Below are 20,523 nucleotides of genomic sequence, written 5' to 3'. Positions count from 1 at the left end.
CACTGGTCACATGGAGCTGCACGAACCCGAACTGCGCGACGTACCGGTCACCGCCGTGCTCGCGGCGCTGGCCGACGACGTACGGCTGAAGATCGTGCGGACCCTGGCCGACGGCGGCGAGCACGTCTGCGGCACCATCGAGCTCGGCATCGCCAAGGCCACCCGGAGCCACCACTTCAAGGTGCTCCGCGAGGCCGGCCTGACCCGGACCCGGGTCGCCGGCACCAGCCGGTACGTCCGGCTGCGCCGCGAGGAACTCGACCGCCTCTACCCCGGTCTGCTCGACGCGGTCCTCACCGCCCCCGCCCGCTCCTGACCCTCGCGCCCCGACCCGCTGATCCACGCGGAGTGCGGCAGGTCGGGGTGTCGGACCGACCGGGACACCCCGCCCCGCCGAACCTGGAGTGGATCAAGCGGGACCGTCGTCAGCTCGTGACGTCCTTGCGGGTGAAGCGCCAGAAGGCCAGCCCCCAGAAGAGCGTCGCGTAGCCGACCGCCGAGATCGTGCCGCGCACCACGTCGTCGGTCTGCACCGGCGTGGAGAGCAGTCCCAACCAGGCGCTGCTGTAGTGGGTCGGCAGGAAGGCGCGCAGGCCGCCGAGCGCGGTGATCTGGTCCAGGATGCTGGAGAGGATCCAGAGCAGCACCGCGCCGCCGACCGCGCCGAGCGCGGCGTCGGTGGTCACCGAGAGCAGGAAGGCCAGCCCGGCCACCACCAGCAGGACGATCGCCAGGTAGCCGAGCACGGCCAGCAGCCGCAGCAGCCCCTCGCCGGGCGCCAGCTCGGCGGAGACCTGGCTGCGCAACGGCGACCAGCCGTACCGCAGGGTGCCGGCGAGCAGCGCGGTGCCGGCGAGCAGCAGCAGGGCCAGACCGGAGTACGCGAGCGCGACCAGCAGCTTCACGGTGAGCAGCCGGGCCCGGGGCACCGGGATCGCCAGCAGGTAGCGCAGGCTGCCCCAGCTCGCCTCGCTGGCCACCGTGTCCCCGCAGACCAGGGCCACCACCACGACCAGCAGGAACGACGCCGACACGAAGATCGAGAAGAGCGTGAAGTTGAGCCCGCCCGAGGTGGCCAGGTCGACCAGGCTGGCGAACTCGTTGCGCCCGTTGTCGTCGTCGCCGCCGGAGTCGAACTGGAACGCGATCAGGATGATCAGCGGCAGCAGCACCATGAACCCGAGCGCCAACTGGGTACGCCGCCGCGACGCCTGCCGGCGGAACTCGGCCGCGAACGGCAGGGTGGCCGACGGCCGGTAGCCCGCCGCCGCCCCGCCCGGGCCGACCGCACCGGCCGCGTCCCGCGACCCGACCGAAGAGCCTGCCATCACCGGTCACCGCTTCCCCGAGAGTTCTCGCCCACCAGGGCGAGGAACGCGTCCTCCAGGCGGCGCCGGGGCACCACCCGGTCCACCCCGATGCCGGCCCGGACCAGCTCGGCCACCACCTCGCTGCGCGCGGTGCCGTTGGTGTCCACCACCAGCCCGCCGTCGCCGTCGGGCAGCACCCGGACCCCGTGCAGCCGGTCCAGCACCGTCCGCGCGGCGGCCGGGTCGGTCACCTCGAAGAGCACGCTCGGCGAGTCCCCGACGATCTCCTCGACCGGCCCGGACGCCACGATCCGGCCCTTGTTCACCACCACCGCGTGGGTGCAGGTCTGCTCCACCTCGGCGAGGAGGTGGCTGGAGACCAGCACCGCCCGGCCGTCGGTGGCGTACCGCTGGAGCACCCGGCGCATCTCGGCGATCTGCGGCGGGTCCAGGCCGTCGGTCGGCTCGTCCAGCACCAGCAGCTCGGGCAGGCCGAGCATGGCCTGCGCGATCGCCAGGCGCTGCCGCATGCCGTGGCTGTAGTTCTTCGTCCGGCGGTGCACCGACGAACCGAGGCCGGCGATCTCCAGCGCCTCGTCGAAGTGCGCGTCCGCCCACGGCCGCCCGGTCGCCCGCCAGTACGCCTTTAGGTTCTCCAGCCCGGACAGGTGCGGCAGGAAGCCCGGCCCCTCCACCAGCGCGCCGATCCGGGAGAGCACCGGCGAGCCGGGCACCAGCCGGTGCCCGAAGACGTAGATCTCCCCGGCGGTGGGCTGGGTCAGCCCCATCAGCACCCGCAGGGTGGTGGTCTTGCCGGCACCGTTCGGGCCGAGCAGGCCGACCACCTGGCCGGGGTGCACCTCGAAGTCCACGTTGGAGACCGCGACGAAGCCGTCCGCGTACTCCTTGCGGAGCTGGCGGACGGCGAGCGGGATGCCCGCGTACTCCGGGTGGACGGAGCTGTCCTGGCGGCGGTGCCGGCGGCGGGCGACCAGGACGACCACGACGAGCCCGACCGCGATCGCGGCGAGCAGCCCGGCCAGCACCCAACGCCAGACCGTGGCGGTGGTGGGGATCGGCTCGCCGTCCACGGTCGGCAGGGTCACCGGGCCGCCGCCCGGGGCGACCGTGTAGACGGTCGGCTCCGGCGGCGTGGCGTACGCCTGGTCGGAGGTCGCCACCACGATCCGCAGCCGGTGCCCGGCCTCGATCCGGCGGACGATCGCCGGCAGGGTGACCGGGACCGGCTGGGCGGCGTCGATGGTCTTCGGCAGGCCGGTGAGACGGACCGGGGCGACCAGGCCGTCGGGCAGTGTCGCCGCACCGGCCGGGTCGACGTCGTAGAGCTTGACGAAGAGCACCGCCTCGCCCGTGGGCGACGCGGCCCGGATCCGGACCGTCGGCGCGCCGACCACGTCCACCGCCTCGTCGAGTGGCGCGGACTCGAACCGAACGTGCTGGCCGGGGATGTCGCCGGCCACCCCGTTCAGCAGCGAGCCGAGCGCCCCGGCGAACGGCACCGCGGAGATGGCCGCCGGGTTGCCGTTGGGCGGGTTGGCGATCTGCTGGGTCGGGCCGGTGACCTGGACCTCGCGGCGGGCGTCGCCGGTGACCCCGGGGTAGTCGGCGGTGCGGTAGCCGGTGGCCACCAGGCCCCGGTCGAGCGCGTCGAAGCCGGCGATCCGGGAGAAGGTGAAGCCGTCGCCGGGGGCCGCGCCATCGCCCTTGACATAGTGGTCGAGCCACTGCGCGGTCAGGAACTTCACCCGGTCGGAGTCGCTGGTCGGTCCGGCGCCGCCGTCGTGGCCGCCGGTGAACCAGGCGACCCGGACGGGGGTGCCGGCGGCGGCGATCCCCCGCGCGTTGGCGTCCGCCTCGGCCAGCGGGAAGAGGGTGTCCGCCTCCCCCTGCACCAGCAGGGTGGGCGCCTTGATCCGGTCCAGCACGCCGGCGGGCGAGGAGCGCCGCAGCAGGTCCACCGCCGCCTGGTCGGCCCGGCCGGTGGTGGCGATCCGCAGGTACGCGGCGCAGACGTCGGCGGCGAACCGGCCGCAGGACGGGTCGGCGGCACCGGCCGGGGCGCGCCCGGATCCGGTGCCGGGGCCGGCACCGGGCCGCGGGCTGGGCGCGCCGGCCGACGCCGGGGCGCCCTGCGGCTGCGCGGCCGTGGTGCCGGAGATGCCGGCCGGCCCCGAGCCGGCGCTGCCGCCGCCACCGAAGAAGATGCCGGCCCAGCCCTTCTTGAACACGCCCTCGGTGGGCGCCCTGCCGGTGCTCTCCGGCAGGAAGGCGCGGGACAGGTCGTTCCAGGTGATCATGGGGACGATCGCGTCGACCCGCGGGTCCTGGGCGGCCAGCAGCAGGGCCAGGCCGCCGCCGTACGAGCCGCCGACCACGCCGACCCGGGGGTCACCGGCGGCGTCGGTACGGATCTCCGGGCGGGCGGCGAGCCGGTCCAGCAGGCGAGCGGCGTCCCGCACCTCGTAGTCGGGACTGTCCAGGTGGATCTCGCCGCCGCTGCGGCCGAAGCCCCGGGCGGTCCAGGTGAGCACGGCGTACCCGCGGCGGACCAGGTCCTCGGCGTCCGGGCGGACCGACTCCTTGGTGCCGCCGAAGCCGTGCGCCAGCAGGACCGCCGGGACCTTGCGCCCGGCCGAGGCGTCCGCCGGCAGATAGAGCGTGGTGTCCAGGTCGACCGGCTGGTCGCCGGCCGGTCCGGAACGGACGGTGACCATCGCCGGCTCGGCGCGAAAGTCGGCCGGCTGCGGCCGGGCCGCCCAGAGCGCGGCGGCCGCCACCAGGACGACCGCCACGGACGCGGCGACCACCCGGCGTCGGCGGGTGGCCAGGGCACGCCGGACCCGCGCGGCCGACAGCGGTGATCTCATGCGGCACACGGTACGGCGGGGACCCTGAGCATTGGCTGAGATCCGCCGTACGTCCGTCCGGTTGCCCTGATCGGCGCGTGAGTTCGATCGACCGCGCAACGTCCACAACATCCCAGCGAGATGAATTCGGATCCCGTGCATTGACGTGTAGACGGATAAACCCCTGCTGATCGTCCCATGCCGCACGGCTCGCGGAACACTCTGTGGCGACAAGGTCAACAAGACGTGACATCGCTGGAAGTGACGCGAAGCTGACTCAGCGATGGCCGTCACACCCCCGCGAGCTTCGACTAGTTTTCCGGTCCGGTGCACGGGACCCCATCGGCGACCCCGCCACCACCAGGAAGTCCCCCGCCGTCGCCGGAGGAGACAGACCATGACCGTCCCCGCGCCGCGGGTCCGTCGCCGGCCCGCCGTACCGGGTCGTGTCCTGCCCCTGCTGCTCGTCGCGGCCCTGCTCGCGCCCGTGGGGCTGCTCTTCGCCCAGACGCACCGGTCGACCGGGGACGACCGCGACCTGGCGACCCGGGAACGGCTCGGCGTGCAGTATCTGCGGGCCCTCGGTCCGGTCACCGACGCCCTGGTGGACGCCCAGTCCGCGGCCGTCAGCGGCCGACCCGTCTCCCGTGACGCGCTCACCGCCGCCGTCGAGCAGGCCACCACCGTCGACAGCGCGGTGGGGGACGAGCTGCGCAGCCACGATCGGTGGTCCGGGCTGCGCGCCAAACTGGAGGCCCTGCCCGACCGGGGGATCACCGACCCGCAGGCCGCCTTCGTCGCGTACGGGGAGGTCACCGACCTGCTGCTGGCCCTGTACCGCAAGGTCCGGGAGAGCTCCGGCCTGATCCGTGACCCGCAGCCCGACTCCTTCTACCTCCAGGAGGGCATCGGCGCGGACCTGCCCCAGGCGATCGTGGCCGCCGGCCGCCTCGCCGACCTCACCGCGCTGACCGCCCAGCGCCCGGCCGCCGAGCGACCGCGGGCGATCGCCGAACTGGCCGCCCTCCGGGTCGGCGCGCTCGGACCGGCCACCGAACTGGGCGCCGACCTGCGGGCCGCGGTGGACAACTCGGAGAGCACCGAACTGGGCGCCAACGTCCTCACTCCGCTGGACACCTACCAGCGGGCCGTCGAGGCGCTCGCGGCGCTCTCCGCGCCGACCGGAAGCTCCGGCACCGACCCGGGCCAGGTGGCCGCCGCCCGGCTCAACGCGCAGTCCGCCGCCAAGCAGCTGCAACCGGTCATCCTCGACCAGCTGGACGCGCTGCTGAGCGAGCGGGTCGACGGGCTCGACCGGGACCGCTGGGTGGCGGTCACCGCCGCCGCGCTCGGTGTGCTGCTGGTCGTCGTCCTGGCCGGGGTGCTGCTCGCGGCGCGCCGCCGGGCCCGCCGGCACGCCGTCGACGAGCGACGGGCGCGGAAGGACTCCGGCGCGCCGCCGCCGGCGTGGCAGCCGCCGGCCGCGCCGCGTCCGCTCCAACCGGTCGGGCCGGGCCGACCCGGTGAACCTGAGCGGTGGGGGCCCTTCGATGCTGCTCGGTAGGCTCCGGATCCGGGGCAAGCTCGCCCTGCTGGTGATCATCCCGCTGCTCAGCATGGTCGGGCTGGCCGTACCGGTGGTGCTCGACCGGGTGGCCGCCGCCCAGCGGGCCGGCGACACCGCCGACACCGTCCGGGTCGCCAGCCGGATCGGCAGCCTCGTCCAGGACCTCCAGCAGGAACGGCTGCTCTCCGTCGGACTGCTGCTCGGCCGGGTGACCCGGACCGAGCTGATCCAGAAGTCGACCGCCGTCGACGACCGGGTCGCCGACCTGCGGGCCGAACCCCTCCCCGACCGGGTCGCCGCCGCCCTCGACGGGGTCCGCAAGCTGGCCGACCTGCGCACCGCGGTGCTGGCCGGGAAGGCGACGCCGACCCAGCTCATGCACGCCTTCGGACCGGTCGACATGGCGCTGATCGAGGCGCTGCGGTTGCCCTTCGGGGTGGACACCGAGACCTCGGCCGGGCGGCAGGTGCTGGCCCTGGACGCGCTGCTGCGGGCCGACGAGGGGCTGGGCGCCTGCGCCACCCTGATCGTGCTGGTCAAGGCGACCAGCGACCCGAAGGCGGCCGCCGCCTACATCGCCTGCATGGCCGCGCTTCAGGTGGACAACCTGCGGTTCCGCAGTCTGATCACCGCCGAGCAGTACCAGCTGGCCATGTTGGACGACGCGGCGGTGGCGGCCCGGACCAGCCCGACCTTCCTCGTCGACAGCGTCAAGGACCCGATCGCGGCGATCGCCGCGGTGCCGCTTGACGCCCTCTTCCCGTCCGTCCGCTCGATGATCACCCTCGGCCAGTTCGTGGAGAAGAAGATCGTCGCGGACGTCATCGCCGAGACCGGCACCGAGCAGCGCGACGCGCTCACCGCGGCCTGGCTGGTGGGTGGGGCGGCCGCCCTGATCCTGCTGATCGTGGTGCTGCTCAGCATGGCCGTCGCGCGGACGGTGGCCCGGCCGCTGACTCGGCTCACCCGCTCCGCCGACCGGGTCGCCCGGGTCGCCGAGGCCGAGCTGGTCCGGGTGGTCGACGACGAGTCCGAGGCCGGCCAACCGGTCCGGCTCGACCCGGTCGACGTAGGGGCCAGGGACGAGATCGGCGACCTGGCCCGCGCCTTCGAACGGGTGCAGAGCACCGCCGCCCGCCTCGTCGAACGGCAGGTCGCCGGCCGGCGCAACGTCGCGCAGATGTTCGGCCACGTCGGCCGGCGTACGCAGAACCTGGTGGGCCGGCAGATCGCGCTGATCGACCGGCTGGAACGGCAGGAGACCGACCCCGGTCGGCTGGAGCACCTGTACCTTCTCGACCACATCTCCAGCCGGCTGCGCCGCAACGCCGGCAGCCTGGTGGTGCTCTCCGGCGCGGCCGGCGCCGACGGGCACGTCGCCCCGGTGCAGCTCGTCGACGTGGTCCGGTTGGCGCTCGGCGAGATCGAGGACTACACCCGGGTCGACGTGCAGGTCCCGCCCGGGGTGTCGGCGGCGCCCGCCATCGTCGGCGACCTGGTGCTCGCGCTGGCCGAGCTGATGGAGAACGCCACCGCCTTCTCCCCGCCGCACACCCGGGTGGTGGTGGGCGGCGAGCTGACCGACGGCGGGGCGCGGCTGACCGTGGTGGACCGCGGCATCGGCATGACCGAGGACCGGCTCGCCGAGGAAAATGCCCGGCTCACCCGGCGGGAACGGCTCGACCTGGCCCCGACCGAGGTGCTCGGGCTCTTCGTGGTGGGCCGGCTGGCCCGCCGGCACGGTTGGACCGTGGATCTCGCCCCGACCGCCGGCGGCGGGGTGACCGCCCGACTGGAGATCCCCGTCGCGCTGCTGGTGATCCGCCGGCCCGACCGGGCCGGTGCCACGGTGGCCCGGGCCGCCGTACCGGCGCGGGACCGGCGGGGCTTCGGCGAGCCGGCCCGGCCTCGTCGGGCACTCACCGCAGCCCCGGGCCCGGTGACCCTCGACGACCAGCTGGGCTTCGACCCGGCGCTGCTCAGCCGGGCCACCCACAGCCTGGAGACCGCGGAGTCGTGGAACGCCTTCGGCGCGGCCGGGGAACCGGCCGGCGAGGGCGGCGTGCCCGCTCCGGCCGGCCGGACCGAGGTCGAGCCGCCCGCCACCCCGCCGCCCGCCCGGCCCGCCTCCGCCGCTCGCCCGACCGGCGCCGGACCCTTCGTGGGCAGCGGCTTCGCCCCGCAGGTCGCCGCGGACCCGCCCACGCCGCTGACTCCCGCCGCGCCACCGCCGGCCGGGCCGGCACCCGCCACAGCGCCACCGAACTGGCCGGCTCCCGCCGCGGCGCCGGCCGGCGGACGGCCGCTGATCCGGCAGCGGGTGCCGGGCGCCAGCCTGCCGCGTACCGGGCCGGCGGTCGGGCCGATCGACGCCACCCGGGCCGACCCGTCCGCCGTCCGGGCCCTGGTCGAGGAGTTCCAGTCCGGGGTACGGCGCGCCGAACAGAGCGCACCCCCGACCGAGCCCACTCCGGACCGGCCGCGGCTGAGCCGGCGGGTGCCCGGGGCGAACCTGACCGTGGCGCCGGCCCAGGCGCCGGTGACCAGCCCGCACCCCGGAGACCCGACCGAGGTCCGCCGCCTCATCACCGAGTTCGAGGCGGGCGTCGCCCGCGCGCTGCGCGAAGTCGATCCAGACCACCACCGCTACGAAGAGGGATCATCACGGTGACCAGCCCTTTCCTGCACGACAACGTCGACAACCAGAGCACCGGGGAACTCAGCCCGGAGGCCCGCACCTTCAACTGGCTGCTCGACTCGTTCACCTCCAGCACCGCCGGGGTGATGGAGGCGATCGCGGTCTCCTCGGACGGGCTGCTGATGGCGATGTCCTCCATCAAGGACCGGTCCAACGCCGAGCGGCTCGCCGCCGTCGTCTCCGGAATGACCAGCCTGGCCGGGGGCGCGGCCAGCTGGTACGCCCTCGGCGGCCTGAACCGGGTGATCGTCGACATGGCCGAGGGGTACCTGCTGATCAGCGCGATCAGCAGCGGCTCGGTGCTCGGCGTGGTCGCCGACCGGTCGGCGAACCTCGGCACCGTCGCGTACGAGATGACCCTCTTCGCCGGCCGGGCCGGCGGCGCGCTGAGCCCGCGGCTCATCGCCGAGCTGAAGAACGCCGTACAGCAATGACCCCGGAGGTGACCGGCGAGGAACCGGACCCGGAACCGGATGTCCGGATCCGGCCCTACCTGCGGTCGCCCTCCCCGAGCGGCGAGCCGGCGCCCCCGGTCCCGGCGTACCCCGCCGAGAAGGCCGAGGGGGACGCCGGCGGGCCACCGGGCCCGCGCCCGTTCGTGCTGACCTCCGGGCGGGTCGCCGGCGCCGACCCGGCGATCGGGCTGGAGACCCAGGTGACCGCCCGCCCGGAGAGCGGGTCGTGGGCGGTGTCGTCCCGACTCCCGCCGGAGCTCCAGGCCATCGTGGCGCTCTGCGCCGACCCGATCTCCGTCGCGGAGATCTCCGCCCAGACGCGGATGCACTTCGGCGTGACCCGGGTGCTGGTCGGCGACCTGCGCGCCGCCGGCCACCTCGACGTGCACGTGGGCGGCGGCGCCGAAGCCCTTCACCCCGACCTCATCCTGCGAGTGATTGATGGACTCCGTGCGATCTCCTGAATGGCCCGCCGCCGCGGCCGGCGGGCTCGCCGGCAACAGCGCCGCCGCCCGGTACGGCGGGCCGGCCAGTCCCGGCGCGGCCGCCGGACGGACCGTCCCACAGCCCGCCCCGCCGCCGTACCGGCCGCCGGTGGCGCCCGCCCCGGCGACCGTTGGCGTACCGGCCAGCAAGCCGCCGATCCCGGTGAAGATCCTGGTCGCCGGCGGGTTCGGCGTCGGCAAGACCACCACCGTGGGCGCGATCTCCGAGATCGCTCCGCTGACCACCGAGGCGGAGATGACCAGCGCCGGCATCGGCGTCGACGATCCGGGAGTACGGTCGACGAAGACCACCACCACGGTGGCGATGGACTTCGGCTGCGTGACCATCGACCGGAGCCTCAAGCTCTACCTCTTCGGCACCCCGGGGCAGGCGCGGTTCGGTTTCATGTGGGACGACCTGGCCCGGGGCGCGCTCGGCGCGCTGGTGGTGGTGGACAGCGCCCGGCTGGACGACTGCTATCCGGCGGTCGACTTCTTCGAGCGGGCCGGGCTGCCCTTCGTGGTCGGGGTGAACGCCTTCGACGGGCGGCTCGCGCACGACCTGGCCTCGGTCCGGTGGGCGCTGGCGCTCGGCGACCAGGTGCCGCTGGTGCAGTTCGACGCCCGGGACCGGCTCTCGGTACGGGACGCCCTGCTGGTCGTCCTGGATCGCGCGCTGGACCGGGCGACCCGGGAGAGGGGAGCCTGAATCGACCGTCGGTTCGACCCGTTTCAGGGAAAGGGGTGGACGTGATGAGAGGTGATCTGGACGAGACCCTGGCCCGGCTGGCCCGCCGCGAGGAGGCGCTGCGGCGCCGCGCGGGCGGGCCGGGCGAGGAGGCCGGTGGGGAGGAGCCCCGACCCGCCGATCCACCACGGGAGGGGCACGGCGCGTACCGGTTACGGGGCGGGAGCCGCCCGGCCGACCGGGACCCGGTGGAGGAGGTGGCCGAGGCGGTCCGCCGGGTGGTCGCCGAACATCCGGGGCTGGCGGTCACCCTGCGGGTGGAGCACGACGGCCAGGCGTACCCGCTGCGGGTCTCCTGGGCCGGGGCGGACGTGACGGTCGGCGAGGAGGCGGCGGTCGCCCGGCCACCGGTGTGGCCGATGTCGGTGAAGACGGTGCCGGCGTCCGGGCAGGACGGCCTGAGCGCGGACCCGGCGGCCCGGCTGGCCGAGATGATCCGGCGCGATCCGTCGCTGCTGGAGGACACCGGGCCGCTGCCCTGAGCGCCCACCGCCCGGCACGAGGTGGTGCCGGCGGCTACTGTCGGGCGGGTGGCGGAACCCGACCTGACCCTGACCGCGAGCCTGCGGCCGGCGGCGCTGGACGCCCGCCGCGGCGTCGTCCGCCTGCACCCCGAGGTGCTGACCGCGCTGGCACTGCACCCCGGCGACCCGGTGCGGCTGGCCGGTCGCCGGGTCACCGCCGGCATCGCCGCGCCGGCCGAGCCGACCGCCAGCACCGCCCTGCTGTACGCCGACGACCTGCTGCTGGGCAATCTGGGCGTCCGCGACGGCGGCCAGGTGACGGTGAGCCGACTGCCGGTGACCCCCGCTCGCCGGGTCACGCTCACCGGCCCGGTGGAGATCGTCGCCGCAGTGTCCCCGGAGATGCTGCGCCTCGCCCTGCTCGGCAAGGTGGTGACCGCCGGGGACGACGTCTCGCTGCTGCCGCAGGACGTGCTTCCCGACGCGGCGGTGCGCGGCCTGGTCGAGGCGGCCCGGCGCAGCCTGGCGAACACCGTCGGGTACGCCTGGACCAGCACCCTGCTCACCGTGTCCGCCGTCGAGCCGGCCGGCGGCCCGCTGGTCACCATGGACACCGTCGTCGGGTGGGAGCACGGGCCGACGACCCGCGGCTCCGGACCGCTCGGCCAGGACCCGGCCGGCCGGCTCACCGACACCACGGCCACCGCCGGCGGCCCGGCGCCCGCCGGGAGCGGGTGGGGCGGCGCGTCCGGTGGGAAACCGCTGCCGACGTCACGGGCGCCCGGCGGGGCCGCGCACGGTACGCCGACCGCACCGGCCGGAACCGGCGGGCCGGCCCTGGTCGGGTCGGAGGACGCGCCGAGCGTCGACGAGCTGCCCGGCCTGCGGGCGCAGGCCGAGGAGCTGACCGAACTGCTCGACCTGGGCTTCCACCACCGGGAGGTACTGGGCCGGTTGGGCACCACGGTTTCGCTCGGCGTCCTGCTGAGCGGGCCGGCCGGCTCGGGCAAGTCGGCGCTGGTCTGCGCGGTCGCCGCCCGGGTCCGGGCCCGGGTCTGCCCGCTGTGGGCGCCGGAGGTGGCGGCGCTGACCAACGACGCGGCGGCCCGCCGGCTCCGGGAGGCCGCCACCGCCGTACGTGACCACGGCCCGGCCGTCCTGCTGGTCACCGACGTGGAGGCGCTGGCGCCGGCCGACGAGCCCGGCCCGGTGGCGACGGTGTTCCGGCAACTGCTCGCCGAGACCGTCCGGGCCGGGGTGGCCGTGGTCTGCACCACCGGCCGGCCGGAGGCGGTGGATCCGGCGCTGCGCGCGCCGGACCTGCTCTCGCTGCGGATCACCGTCCCCCTGCCGGACCAGGCGTTGCGCCGGGAGCAGCTCACCGTGCTCACCCGACAGGTACCGCTCGCCGAGGACGTCCGGCTGGACGAGGTGGCCGGGCGGACGCCGGGGTTCGTCGCCGCGGACCTGGCGGCGCTGGTCCGCGAGGCCGGGGTGCGCGCGGCGCTGCGACAGAAGGCGGCCGAGACACCGACCGTGGCGATGGGCGACTTCGCCGCTGCGCTGGAGGTGGTCCGGCCGACCACGATGGCGGCGTCCACCCTGGAGCTCGCCTCGGTGACCCTGGACGACGTCGGTGACCTGGTCGCGGTGAAGGAGACGCTGACCGAGTCGGTGCTCTGGCCGCTGACCTACCCGGACACCTTCGCCCGGCTGGGCGTGACGCCGCCGCGCGGGGTGCTGCTCTACGGGCCGCCCGGCTGCGGCAAGACCTACCTGGTCACCGCGCTGGCCGGGTCGGGGCGGGCCAACGTGCTGTCGGTGAAGGGCGCGGAGCTGCTCTCCAAGTGGGTGGGCGAGAGCGAGCGCGCGGTCCGCGAGCTGTTCCGCCGGGCCCGCGAGGCCGCGCCGACCCTGATCTTCCTGGACGAGGTGGACGCCCTCGCCCCGGTGCGCGGTCAGGCCACCGACGGCGGTACGACGGACCGGGTGGTCGCCGCCCTGCTCACCGAGTTGGACGGGGTGGAGGCGCTGCGCAACGTGGTGGTGGTCGGCGCGACCAACCGGCCGGACCTGGTCGACCCGGCGCTGCTCCGTCCCGGCCGGCTGGAACGGCTGGTCTACGTGCCGCCGCCGGACGGCCCGGCCCGGGCGGAGATCCTCCGCGCGGCGTCCCGGAACGTGCCGCTCGCCGCCGACGTGGACCTGGCCACCCTCGGCGAGGAACTGGCCGGCTTCTCGGCGGCCGACTGCGCCGCCCTGGTCCGCGAGGCCGCGCTGGCCGCGATGCGGGAGTCCCTCACGGCCGCCACGGTCACCGCCGCCAACGTCGAAGCCGCCCGTCGGCGCGTCCGCCCCTCCCTCGAACCCACCCAGGTCGCCTGGCTCGCCGCCTACGCGGAGCAGCGGAGCGGCTGACGGCGCCCAGCCGGAAGCGGGCCGGCACGGGTCCAGCCGGCGCGGCCGCACGGGTCCGGCTGGCCGGACTGGCACCGGCGGGAGCGCCGGCCCGGTCAGTGGACACCACGAGCGATATACCTGAGAGGCATAAATATGACTCTCAGGTATATCGCTGCCAGTGACAGCCCCTCCCGACCGTCGCGAGCGCGCGTGGTCAGTCCGTCGGCAGCAGCGGACCGAGGGGGCCCAGGTCGAGGTTGAGGTCCTCGGGCGACAGCCCGAAATACTCACGGAGCTGAGCCATCTGCTGCTCCAGGGCCATCAACGTGGCCCCGATCCGCTCGATCTGCTCCTCGGTCAGGTCGCCGAGGTCGACCCGGCGCAGGGCCTGCCGTTCCATCAACTGCCGCAGCAGCTCGACGACGGTGAGTACCAGGCTGGCCAGGCCGCGCTCGACCGAGTCGGCGTCCACGGCGAGCCGGCGGTCCAGCGGAGTCACCCGGGGCGCCTCCCAGGCCGGCTGGCCCAACGCCGCCGCCAGGTCGGCCGCCTCGTCACGCCGGGGCTCGTCCCGTCCCGGCGGGCGGTCCCGGCCGGTCATCCGGCCGCACCGAGGTTGCCGGCCGCACCGCCGGACGCCGGGGCCGACGGCGGCGCGGGCAGCTCAGGCGGCGCGAGGGCGCCGACCGAGGCGACCAGGGCGCGCAGCGAGATCCGGACCAGATCGATGTCGGCGATGGCGAGGGTGATGTCGCCGCTGATCACCACGCCGGTGGCGAGCACCCGGTCGAGCAGGTCCACCAGCGCCACCGGCCGGTAGGCCAGCGGGTCGTCGGCGCTGCTCGGGGCGAGCGTGGTCACGCCCATGCCGACCCCCGCGCCGCGGTCACGCCGGCTCCCGCACCTGGTGCGCGGGCTCCCCGGCCGGTTCCGTCACGAAGGAGTACGGCGGCCACGGGCCGGTCAACTCCAGCCGGAGCTCCGGATGCCGGTCGGCCAGGGCCCCCACCAGCGCGGAGAAGCCCGCCACGGCGGCCCGCTCGACCAGGTACGCCCCGTTGAGCACCATCGCGGTGGCCGCACCGGACAGGCGCCGGTCCTGCGGGGCGTGCCGGCGGGCGGCGACCGCGTACCCGGCGAGGGCGGTGTGCGCGGCGGCGGCCGCGGCGGCGGCGATCCGCTGCCCCTCCTCGCGGGCGGTGAGCTGGGCCCGGCGCCGCCGCAGGTACGCCGCGCCGGCCCCGCCGCCCACGCTCGCCTCCGCGCCGCGGGGCACCGCCCCGGGGACGACGTACCCCTTGACGCCCCACTCCTCGCGGTCGGTGAGCCGGGCCAGCGTGGCGACCAGTTCGGCCCGCCGCTCGGTGAGCACCCGGGCCACCCGCCCGTCATCGCGGTGCACGGTGGCGAGCCGGGCCGGCACCACCGCGCCGGACCGGGACAGCGCGTCCACCACCGTGTGGTGGGTCCGCGCGGCCCGCTCCAGCCACGCCAGGTCCTCCAGGTTGCGTCGCAGGGCCTCCTCGCCGTACTCGGCCAGCGGTGCGGCACTGACCACGGCGGTCAGGCCGGCGGCCCGGATCGCGCGGATCGGGCTGCCGTCCATCCCGGCGATCCCGGTCAGCGTGGCCGGGTCGGCGTCGACCACCACGCCGTGCAGCCAGACGCCCGACCCGGCCGTCGGGGCGCCGGCCACCGGGGCGGTGCCAGCGGTCGTACTCAATCCCACTCCTCCCGCTCGGCCCGCGCGGCGACCCGGGGTCGCCGGGACGCCTCGACCTCCTCCGGATCGCGCGGCCCCGGCTCGACCGGCGGGCGGGCCCGCGAGCTGAGCCACGGGTCGTGCTCCCACCAGTCGATGCCGATCTGCCGCGCGGTGTCCACAGAGGCGATGACCAGCCGCAGCTTCAACGTCAGCAGCTCGATGTCGAGCAGGCTCACCCGGATGTCGCCGGCGATGACGATGCCCCGGTCGAGCACCCGTTCCAGGATGTCGCCGAGGTTCGCCGGTTCGTGCCCGGCCGGCAGCACCTGGCCCGAGTTCTGCACCACCGAGGGTGGCCGTGGCGTGGTCATGTCAGCCCCCGTCGCCCTTGCCCCGCTGGTACCGGCGCGACCGCCGGTAGCCGAGCAGGCTGCCCGTCATGTCCAGCTCCACCTCGTAGAGGCCGAGCAGGTCGGTCGAGGCCGGAATGCGGTGGTCCTCGACCACCTCGACCCCGACCAGCCAGCCGTCGTCGGTGGGCTGGACCGAGGTGATGCCCACCGGATCCTTGCCGGTCAGCCCGATGATCTGGCGCAGCCCCTCCCGGGCCGCCTCGGCCGCCGACACCGCCTCGTACTCCTCCTCGTCGACGTACCGGTCGTCGTCCCGGGCGCCCCGGTCGCGCGAGCGCTCCCGGTCGCCGTCGCCACGGATACGTTCTGCTGTCATCTCAGTCCCCTCACCCGCGGTGCTGGTCGCCCCGTCGACCGGCGGCCTCGGGAGGGGTGACCTCCGCGCCGCCGGCCGGGGTGATCAGCCGGTCCAGGACCTGCTGCTGTCCCCGGTCCCGTTCCTCCGGCGTGATGTCGCCGGCCGCCGCCGCCCGGTCCAGCTCCTCCAGCTCCCGCCGGATGTTGACCGGGTTGTGCTGCTGCGATTCCGCCTCCCGCGCGATCACCTTGACCACCGAGGTCAACCCCCGCACCGGGGCGTACGGCAGGGTCAGCAGCCCCCACAGGATGTCCACCGGTCACTCCGCCAACTGGTGCGCGCCGACGAAGTCGTACGCGGCGAGCGGGCCGAGCAGTCGCATCCGGATCAGCTCGCGCCGCTGCTCGGCGAAGTCCTCCACCGTCCGGATGAAGTCCTCCTCCGCATCGCCAGCCACCAGGAAGGCGACGTTGACCGCGTCCAGTTCGCTGCTCGGCGGGCGCGCCACGTGCGCCACCGCGTACGGGGTGAGCGCGTCGATCAGCGCCGCGTTCTCCGCCTCCCGGCGCAGCTCCACCCCCTGGCTGATCATCTCGCCGAGCCGGATCCGCTGCTCCCGGCTCTCCGCCTCGGGCCGGCCGCGCACCTGCTGGGCGAGCGCGGCCGCATCGGGGTTCTCGGCGAGGAAGCCGCCGAGCATCGCCCGCTCGTCGAAGCGGCCGTGCACGGTGTACTGGAGCCGGTCCTCGAGCTCCGCCAACGCGGCGGCGAACTCATCGCGGTGGGCGGCCAGCAGGTCCTCCACCGCGTCCGGGCCGGTCACCACGGTGCCGAACCGGACCGGCAGCACCGGCGCCACCGCCGCGGTGCCGTCCAGCAGCGTCTCGTACGCGGTCAGGTCGGCGGGCCGGCCCATCGGCTCCTCCAGCCCCACCTCGCTGACCAGCGCCGCGAGGTCGTCGTACCGGATCGCGACGACCTCGCCGGCCGGGCTGCCGACCCCCTCGGCGTCCGGAGTCGGCTCCACGTCGGACGGCACGATGCCGTAGATGAAGAGCCCGGTCTCCTCGGCCATCAGCGTCCCTCGTCCCGTCGTCGGCGGGGTCGTTCCGGCCGGCGCCCCGTCGCCTCATTCACCGTGCCGGCCGCCGTGCGACCCAGCTCCCCGGCCGTTCCGCCCAGCTCGCGGACGGCGCCGCCGGCCTCACCGACGGTCTGGCCCAGGCCCGAGGTGACCTGTCTGGCCGCGCCGGTGACGTCGCCGACCAGCCCGGAGAGGCCGCCGCCCTCCTTGGGCGTGATGTCCAGCCGGTCGGTCATCTCGGCGAACTTCAGGTACGTCTCGATGCTGGCCACCACCACCCGGGCGTTGATCTCCACCAGCGGGATGCCGACCACGCCCACGGTGACCTGTGCGTCGATCACCACGCCCTTGTCCAGCACCGTCTCCACGACATCGGCGAGTCCACTGGCACCGCCGCGCTCCAGGGCGCCGCCCTCGGCCTGGCCTGCGCTCGTCGTCACGATGCTCACCGGTCGCCCTCCTCCCGGCGCCGGCGGACCACCGGACGCCGGGGCGCCTCCGGGGCGCGACGCACCGGGCGGGGACGCTGCGGCTCCTCCCGGGTCTCCCGCGGCTCCTCCCGGGTCTCCCGCGGCGGCTCACGCCGGACGCGCTGCGGCTGACGGCGGCTGGGCGGCGGCGGCTTCTCCTCGAGCTCCTCCTCGTCGTACCCCTCTTCGTAGTCCTCGCCCTCGTCGTAGGCTTCGTACTCCTCCGCTTCCTCGGGCGGACGGCGGCGCTGCGGCGCGCGACGGCGGCCGCGCTCGGCGGGCCGGCGTTCCTCCTCCGGCTCCTCCGCCGGTTCCTCCGGCTGGCCCTGCCGGGCGGCCTCCTGCTGCTCGCGCTGCTCCTGCTCCTCGCGCAGCGCGGTCTCGTGGTCCTTGACCACCTGGGAGTCCTCGATCTCGCCACGCCAGCCCTCGACCGAATCCGGGTCGAGCACGGTCTGGGTCATCACGTGCCGGACGAAGTGCTTCAGCTCCAGCCGCACCCGTCGGCCCTGGGCCCGCCACAGGTTTCCGGTGTGCTCGAACAGGCCCTGCGGGTGGTACTCCAGGACGACCAGGATCCGGGTGAGCTCGGGTCCGACCTCGTGGAAGCTGACCGTGCCGTCGACGGAGCCCTTCTCGCCCTTCGAGCGCCAGTGGATGAGCCGGTCGGGGATCTGCCGGACGATGGTCGACTCCCAGGTGCGGTGCGACCAGAAGACCTGCGCCTTCCAGGTCATCTTCTCGTCCGACTCGCAGTCGGCCTGCTCGACCTTCTTCATGAAGCTCGGGAAGTCACCGAAGGTCGTCCACTGGTTGTAGGCGACCCGGACCGGCACGCCGACCTCGATCGTCTCGACGATGTTGGTGACCTTGAGCTTCTTGCCGCCGCCCTTGCCACCCTTGCCGCCGCCACGACCGAACGCCGCCATCACCTTCTCCTTACTGCTGGCCAGGCCGGCATGGAACATGGCCCTCATCGGGGAGTGGCCCTCGGCCAGCTTCTGCGCGCCGGTGGCCGCCGCGATCAGGCCGGGGCCCCCGCCGGACTTGGCGTACTCGCTGAGCCGGCCGGTGGCGCCGGTGACCCGGTCGGTCACCGCCTGCACGGCCCGCTCGCCGATGGCGCTGGCCAGGTTCCGCAGCTCGCCGCCGAGCTGCTGTCGGGCCCGGTCCGCGAGATTGGGGTTGGTCGCCATGGTCACCGCCCCCGCTGCCCGCGGGCCCCGACCGGCCGCTTGTCGCGGTCCTGGTCACCCGGTTGCTGGTCGTCGCCAGCTGCGGGCTGGTCGGCGAGATCCTGCTCCTCGTCCGGCGCCGACCGCTGGTCAGCGCCGGCGTCCTGGTCCGGCCGGCCCCCGCCGGACTTACGGCGCAGGGCGTCGGCGCCACCACGCAGCTTGCCGCCGAGGGCGTCGATGCCGCTGCCGGCGGCGGCGGTCGCCGCGGCCTTGCCGGCGGTGGCCAGCGGGCTGCCGAGCTTCGCGAGGTTACCCAGCTGGGGGGACGCGGTCAGCATGTCCTTGCCGTGTTTCAGCAGGCCGCCGGGGTTCCGGCTGGCCCGTCCCACGGCCACCGCGGCGGCCAGGGTGAGGGCGGTACGCAGCTTCTTGCGACGGCCCAGGAGGTAGCCGAAGCCCACCGCCAGCGCTACCCGTGCTCCGCTCTTCATTCGGTTCTCCTTCACTCCCCGGCGGACGCGGACACCGCTTCGTGGGGCAGGCCGGTAATCAGCTACCGGGGAATAGCGCGCAATAGGCCTGCCACCGGGTGCCCCGTATTAGCGGACCCGGCCGGCAGTACCCGGCGGCCAAACCGCGAAACATTCGCGCGCAATTCTTGGGTGGGCCGTGACAGCTTCATTCGGATGAAGATCGCCGCACCGGATAAGCCGCGCAAACCGGTCACTGGCAGCGTAACAAGCAGGAGAAAGGATGTACTTGCAAACAGAGCCCTCAGAGGGCCGGCAGGGCCGAATCCAGACACATTTCCGCGCGCACCTTGGCGCCATCCTCACGCAATTTCGCGCCGCATTTACGCAACACCGACAACGCGCCCGCGTTGTCCGGCGTGGTCTCGGCGACGACGGTCTGCATCCCGGCCGCCGCAGCCGCGCTCAACAGCTCCCGCAGCGCCACCGCGCCGAGCCCCTGCCCGCGGGCCGAGCGGCCGAGCCACATCCCCGTCTCCACCGTGGCCGGCTCGTCGCAGCGGGTCATCCGGACCATGCCGACCACCTCGCCGGCGGCGAGGATGGCGTACATCTGGGTGCGGGTGGGGCCGTCGAGGCCGCCGAAGCTGGCCCGGTGGAAGTCGCGGAACGCCTCCCGGCGGGCCAGCGACCAGCCGGCCGGGGCATCCACCGGCGGCATCACGTCGTCCGGCTCCGCCTCGGCGGCCGCTACGGAGAGCAACGGCTCCAGGTTCCGCTCGTCTACCGGCTCCAGCCGTACCGCACCCGCCACGTGCCGCAGTCTGCCGCCCGTACCAGCCGGAGTCCAGCCCTTTGGGCCGGGACTGCCGATCCGGCGGAGCGGACCGGCCGGTCGGACCGCCTTCGTGTTCCGCCTCACGCTCCGCTGTCGGCCGGCCGGTCCGGGCCGCGTGCCGGACCGTTCAGTCCGCCGGGTCGAACTCGCAGAACACCACCGAGGCGTCGTCGGTCCGCTTGTGCCGGCGCAGCCGGTCCGGGTGGTCCCGCTCGGCCGCCCGCACCCGTCCGATCAGGCCCTCCGGACCCTCGGCGGCGGTCACGTCCAGCAACCCGGCCCAGTCGAAGAGGCCGAACTGCTCGACCGCGCAGGACGCGCCGTCGCTGAGCAGCGCGGCCCGCCTCAGCGCCCCCGGGCCGCGCACCGGCAGCGTCCCGGTCACCGCGTGGTACGCCGCGTCCGGGTCCGCGGCCGCCACCCAGTAGCCGTGCGTCCGGTTCATCCGCTCCCGCTGCGCCAGCACCGCCCGCCGGAACCGGGTCACCGGGTCCACGTCGCCGGGCAGCTCCGCGGCCGTGCCGCGCAGCTCCGCCAGCGCGGTGTCCAGCCGTTCGTCGGAGACCACGCTCACCGACCCGCCGGTGTCCAGCACCAGCGGGCTGTCACAGAGCACCAGGTAGTCCACCTGGTCGCCGCCCTCCCGGAGCAGGCAGACCGTGGACGACGGGGTCCCCGGGTGGTCCGGGTCGCAGTCGCCGCCGTGGTCGGCGCGGACCGCCAGGATGGCCGCCGCGAGGCTGCTCATCAGGGTCGCCGCCGGGCGGACCGCGACCGCCAGGCCGATCCGGGCGGCCAGGTGCCGGACGTACCAGCCGGGTCCGTGCACGCACCCGGTGTCGAAGCCCTCCGGCACGGTCGCCCCGTCCAGGAGCCCGACCAGCGAGCCGAACCGGAAGACCACATCTTCGTTCTCCGGTCTGCCGGGCGCCGGGGCGGAGGCGGAACGTACCCGCATCATCGGCGCCGCCCCGATCAGCCGCGCCGGGCGACTCCCGGTCGGGTACCGGCGATCTGGTGCCCCCATCGGTTCGCTCCCTCCGTCGCCGACCCGCCTACCCGGACCGGCGGAC

22 protein-coding genes are annotated in these 20,523 nt (G+C 75.0%); 8 read left to right on the top strand and 14 right to left on the bottom strand.

The genetic code is table 11. The annotated features are described in order from the left end of the window. Nucleotides 1–10 precede the first annotated feature (10 nt). A complete protein-coding gene (locus I8N68_RS15880; protein ID WP_200210762.1) occupies nt 11–316 on the top strand; it encodes an ArsR/SmtB family transcription factor in 306 nt (101 codons plus the stop codon). Nucleotides 317–425: 109 nt separating this feature from the next. On the opposite strand, the gene I8N68_RS15875 is transcribed toward I8N68_RS15880, so the two are convergent. Together I8N68_RS15875 and I8N68_RS15870 are read right to left on the bottom strand one after the other, a co-directional pair. Further along, complete coding sequence (locus I8N68_RS15875) at nt 426–1,328, bottom strand: ABC transporter permease (protein WP_200210761.1); 903 nt, start codon at nt 1,326–1,328, stop codon at nt 426–428. Then, the gene (locus I8N68_RS15870; protein ID WP_200210760.1) at nt 1,328–4,198 is read right to left on the bottom strand and encodes an alpha/beta fold hydrolase; all 2,871 of its coding nucleotides are present in this window, start codon (nt 4,196–4,198) and stop codon (nt 1,328–1,330) included. The genes I8N68_RS15875 and I8N68_RS15870 overlap by 1 nt, the downstream gene beginning before the upstream one ends. A 376-nt stretch (nt 4,199–4,574) precedes the next feature. On the opposite strand from I8N68_RS15870, the gene I8N68_RS15865 reads away from it, so the two are divergent. The 7 genes from I8N68_RS15865 to I8N68_RS15835 are packed head-to-tail and all read left to right on the top strand — an operon-like array spanning nt 4,575 to nt 13,012. Beyond that, nucleotides 4,575–5,741 (top strand): hypothetical protein, encoded by a 1,167-nt coding sequence (locus I8N68_RS15865; RefSeq protein WP_200210759.1) that lies wholly within the window; start codon nt 4,575–4,577, stop codon nt 5,739–5,741. Continuing rightward, a complete protein-coding gene (locus I8N68_RS15860) occupies nt 5,728–8,415 on the top strand; it encodes a sensor histidine kinase (RefSeq protein ID WP_200210758.1) in 2,688 nt (895 codons plus the stop codon). Before I8N68_RS15865 ends, I8N68_RS15860 begins: the two co-directional genes overlap by 14 nt. Further along, nucleotides 8,412–8,876, top strand: coding sequence for a roadblock/LC7 domain-containing protein (locus I8N68_RS15855; RefSeq protein WP_200210757.1), 465 nt, complete (start codon nt 8,412–8,414; stop codon nt 8,874–8,876). Before I8N68_RS15860 ends, I8N68_RS15855 begins: the two co-directional genes overlap by 4 nt. Next, nucleotides 8,873–9,361, top strand: a complete 489-nt coding sequence (locus I8N68_RS15850; protein ID WP_200210756.1) for a DUF742 domain-containing protein — start codon at nt 8,873–8,875, stop codon at nt 9,359–9,361. The genes I8N68_RS15855 and I8N68_RS15850 overlap by 4 nt, the downstream gene beginning before the upstream one ends. Then, the gene (locus I8N68_RS15845; protein ID WP_200210755.1) at nt 9,339–10,091 is read left to right on the top strand and encodes a GTP-binding protein; all 753 of its coding nucleotides are present in this window, start codon (nt 9,339–9,341) and stop codon (nt 10,089–10,091) included. Before I8N68_RS15850 ends, I8N68_RS15845 begins: the two co-directional genes overlap by 23 nt. Nucleotides 10,092–10,135: 44 nt before the next feature. Next, nucleotides 10,136–10,612, top strand: a complete 477-nt coding sequence (locus tag I8N68_RS15840) for a hypothetical protein (protein WP_200210754.1) — start codon at nt 10,136–10,138, stop codon at nt 10,610–10,612. Between the two features lie 48 nt (nt 10,613–10,660). Beyond that, on the top strand, nt 10,661–13,012 hold the full coding sequence (locus I8N68_RS15835) for an AAA family ATPase (RefSeq protein WP_200210753.1): 2,352 nt from the start codon (nt 10,661–10,663) through the stop codon (nt 13,010–13,012). Between the two features lie 196 nt (nt 13,013–13,208). Here the strand turns inward: I8N68_RS15835 and I8N68_RS15830 are convergent, their stop codons facing one another. From I8N68_RS15830 to I8N68_RS15775, 12 genes are all read right to left on the bottom strand, one after another. Beyond that, entirely contained in the window at nt 13,209–13,595 is a 387-nt protein-coding gene (locus I8N68_RS15830) for a gas vesicle protein K (RefSeq protein WP_200210752.1), read from the bottom strand. Next, entirely contained in the window at nt 13,592–13,861 is a 270-nt protein-coding gene (locus I8N68_RS15825) for a gas vesicle protein (RefSeq protein ID WP_200210751.1), read from the bottom strand. Before I8N68_RS15825 ends, I8N68_RS15830 begins: the two co-directional genes overlap by 4 nt. Before the next feature lie 19 nt (nt 13,862–13,880). Then, nucleotides 13,881–14,717, bottom strand: coding sequence for a GvpL/GvpF family gas vesicle protein (locus tag I8N68_RS15820; RefSeq protein WP_200210750.1), 837 nt, complete (start codon nt 14,715–14,717; stop codon nt 13,881–13,883). After that, nucleotides 14,714–15,070 carry a gas vesicle protein gene (locus I8N68_RS34480; protein ID WP_200210749.1) on the bottom strand — a complete coding sequence of 119 codons (357 nt, stop codon included), beginning with the start codon at nt 15,068–15,070 and terminating at the stop codon, nt 14,714–14,716. The genes I8N68_RS15820 and I8N68_RS34480 overlap by 4 nt, the downstream gene beginning before the upstream one ends. A gap of 1 nt (nt 15,071) precedes the next feature. Then, entirely contained in the window at nt 15,072–15,428 is a 357-nt protein-coding gene (locus tag I8N68_RS15810; RefSeq protein ID WP_200210748.1) for a gas vesicle protein GvpO, read from the bottom strand. 10 nt (nt 15,429–15,438) lie between these two features. After that, nucleotides 15,439–15,726 carry a gas vesicle protein GvpG gene (locus I8N68_RS15805; protein WP_200210747.1) on the bottom strand — a complete coding sequence of 96 codons (288 nt, stop codon included), beginning with the start codon at nt 15,724–15,726 and terminating at the stop codon, nt 15,439–15,441. Between the two features lie 3 nt (nt 15,727–15,729). Further along, a complete protein-coding gene (locus tag I8N68_RS15800) occupies nt 15,730–16,485 on the bottom strand; it encodes a GvpL/GvpF family gas vesicle protein (protein ID WP_200210746.1) in 756 nt (251 codons plus the stop codon). Then, nucleotides 16,485–16,943: a gas vesicle protein GvpJ gene (gene gvpJ / locus I8N68_RS34475; protein ID WP_200210745.1), complete on the bottom strand. Its 459-nt coding sequence runs from the start codon at nt 16,941–16,943 to the stop codon at nt 16,485–16,487. The genes I8N68_RS15800 and gvpJ overlap by 1 nt, the downstream gene beginning before the upstream one ends. Beyond that, complete coding sequence (locus I8N68_RS15790) at nt 16,940–18,160, bottom strand: SRPBCC family protein (RefSeq protein WP_234039852.1); 1,221 nt, start codon at nt 18,158–18,160, stop codon at nt 16,940–16,942. Before I8N68_RS15790 ends, gvpJ begins: the two co-directional genes overlap by 4 nt. 2 nt (nt 18,161–18,162) lie before the next feature. After that, on the bottom strand, nt 18,163–18,633 hold the full coding sequence (locus tag I8N68_RS15785; protein WP_200210744.1) for a hypothetical protein: 471 nt from the start codon (nt 18,631–18,633) through the stop codon (nt 18,163–18,165). Between the two features lie 283 nt (nt 18,634–18,916). Then, the gene (locus I8N68_RS15780; protein WP_200210743.1) at nt 18,917–19,426 is read right to left on the bottom strand and encodes a GNAT family N-acetyltransferase; all 510 of its coding nucleotides are present in this window, start codon (nt 19,424–19,426) and stop codon (nt 18,917–18,919) included. 151 nt (nt 19,427–19,577) lie between these two features. Beyond that, nucleotides 19,578–20,477, bottom strand: a complete 900-nt coding sequence (locus I8N68_RS15775) for a hypothetical protein (protein WP_200210742.1) — start codon at nt 20,475–20,477, stop codon at nt 19,578–19,580. Between the last annotated feature and the right edge of the window lie 46 nt (nt 20,478–20,523).

This window comes from Micromonospora coerulea, assembly GCF_016598485.1.
GTDB classification, from domain to species: Bacteria; Actinomycetota; Actinomycetes; order Mycobacteriales; family Micromonosporaceae; genus Micromonospora; species Micromonospora coerulea.
Note: the sequence above shows the minus strand (reverse complement) of the source record. Positions and strands in the feature narration are given on the sequence as shown.

Excerpts from the sequence above, each read along its gene's own strand:
- I8N68_RS15865 (WP_200210759.1), top strand. The coding sequence starts at position 4,575 with ATGACCGTCCCCGCGCCGCGGGTCCGTCGCCGGCCCGCCGTACCGGGT.
- I8N68_RS15850 (WP_200210756.1), top strand. The coding sequence starts at position 8,873 with ATGACCCCGGAGGTGACCGGCGAGGAACCGGACCCGGAACCGGATGTC.
- I8N68_RS34480 (WP_200210749.1), bottom strand. The coding sequence starts at position 15,070 with ATGACCACGCCACGGCCACCCTCGGTGGTGCAGAACTCGGGCCAGGTG.
- I8N68_RS15785 (WP_200210744.1), bottom strand. The coding sequence starts at position 18,633 with ATGAAGAGCGGAGCACGGGTAGCGCTGGCGGTGGGCTTCGGCTACCTC.
- I8N68_RS15875 (WP_200210761.1), bottom strand. The coding sequence starts at position 1,328 with ATGGCAGGCTCTTCGGTCGGGTCGCGGGACGCGGCCGGTGCGGTCGGC.
- I8N68_RS15790 (WP_234039852.1), bottom strand. The coding sequence starts at position 18,160 with ATGGCGACCAACCCCAATCTCGCGGACCGGGCCCGACAGCAGCTCGGC.
- I8N68_RS15845 (WP_200210755.1), top strand. The coding sequence starts at position 9,339 with ATGGACTCCGTGCGATCTCCTGAATGGCCCGCCGCCGCGGCCGGCGGG.
- I8N68_RS15825 (WP_200210751.1), bottom strand. The coding sequence starts at position 13,861 with ATGGGCGTGACCACGCTCGCCCCGAGCAGCGCCGACGACCCGCTGGCC.
- I8N68_RS15775 (WP_200210742.1), bottom strand. The coding sequence starts at position 20,477 with ATGGGGGCACCAGATCGCCGGTACCCGACCGGGAGTCGCCCGGCGCGG.
- I8N68_RS15860 (WP_200210758.1), top strand. The coding sequence starts at position 5,728 with ATGCTGCTCGGTAGGCTCCGGATCCGGGGCAAGCTCGCCCTGCTGGTG.
- I8N68_RS15870 (WP_200210760.1), bottom strand. The coding sequence starts at position 4,198 with ATGAGATCACCGCTGTCGGCCGCGCGGGTCCGGCGTGCCCTGGCCACC.
- I8N68_RS15810 (WP_200210748.1), bottom strand. The coding sequence starts at position 15,428 with ATGACAGCAGAACGTATCCGTGGCGACGGCGACCGGGAGCGCTCGCGC.
- I8N68_RS15800 (WP_200210746.1), bottom strand. The coding sequence starts at position 16,485 with ATGGCCGAGGAGACCGGGCTCTTCATCTACGGCATCGTGCCGTCCGAC.
- I8N68_RS15840 (WP_200210754.1), top strand. The coding sequence starts at position 10,136 with ATGAGAGGTGATCTGGACGAGACCCTGGCCCGGCTGGCCCGCCGCGAG.
- I8N68_RS15830 (WP_200210752.1), bottom strand. The coding sequence starts at position 13,595 with ATGACCGGCCGGGACCGCCCGCCGGGACGGGACGAGCCCCGGCGTGAC.
- I8N68_RS15880 (WP_200210762.1), top strand. The coding sequence starts at position 11 with ATGGAGCTGCACGAACCCGAACTGCGCGACGTACCGGTCACCGCCGTG.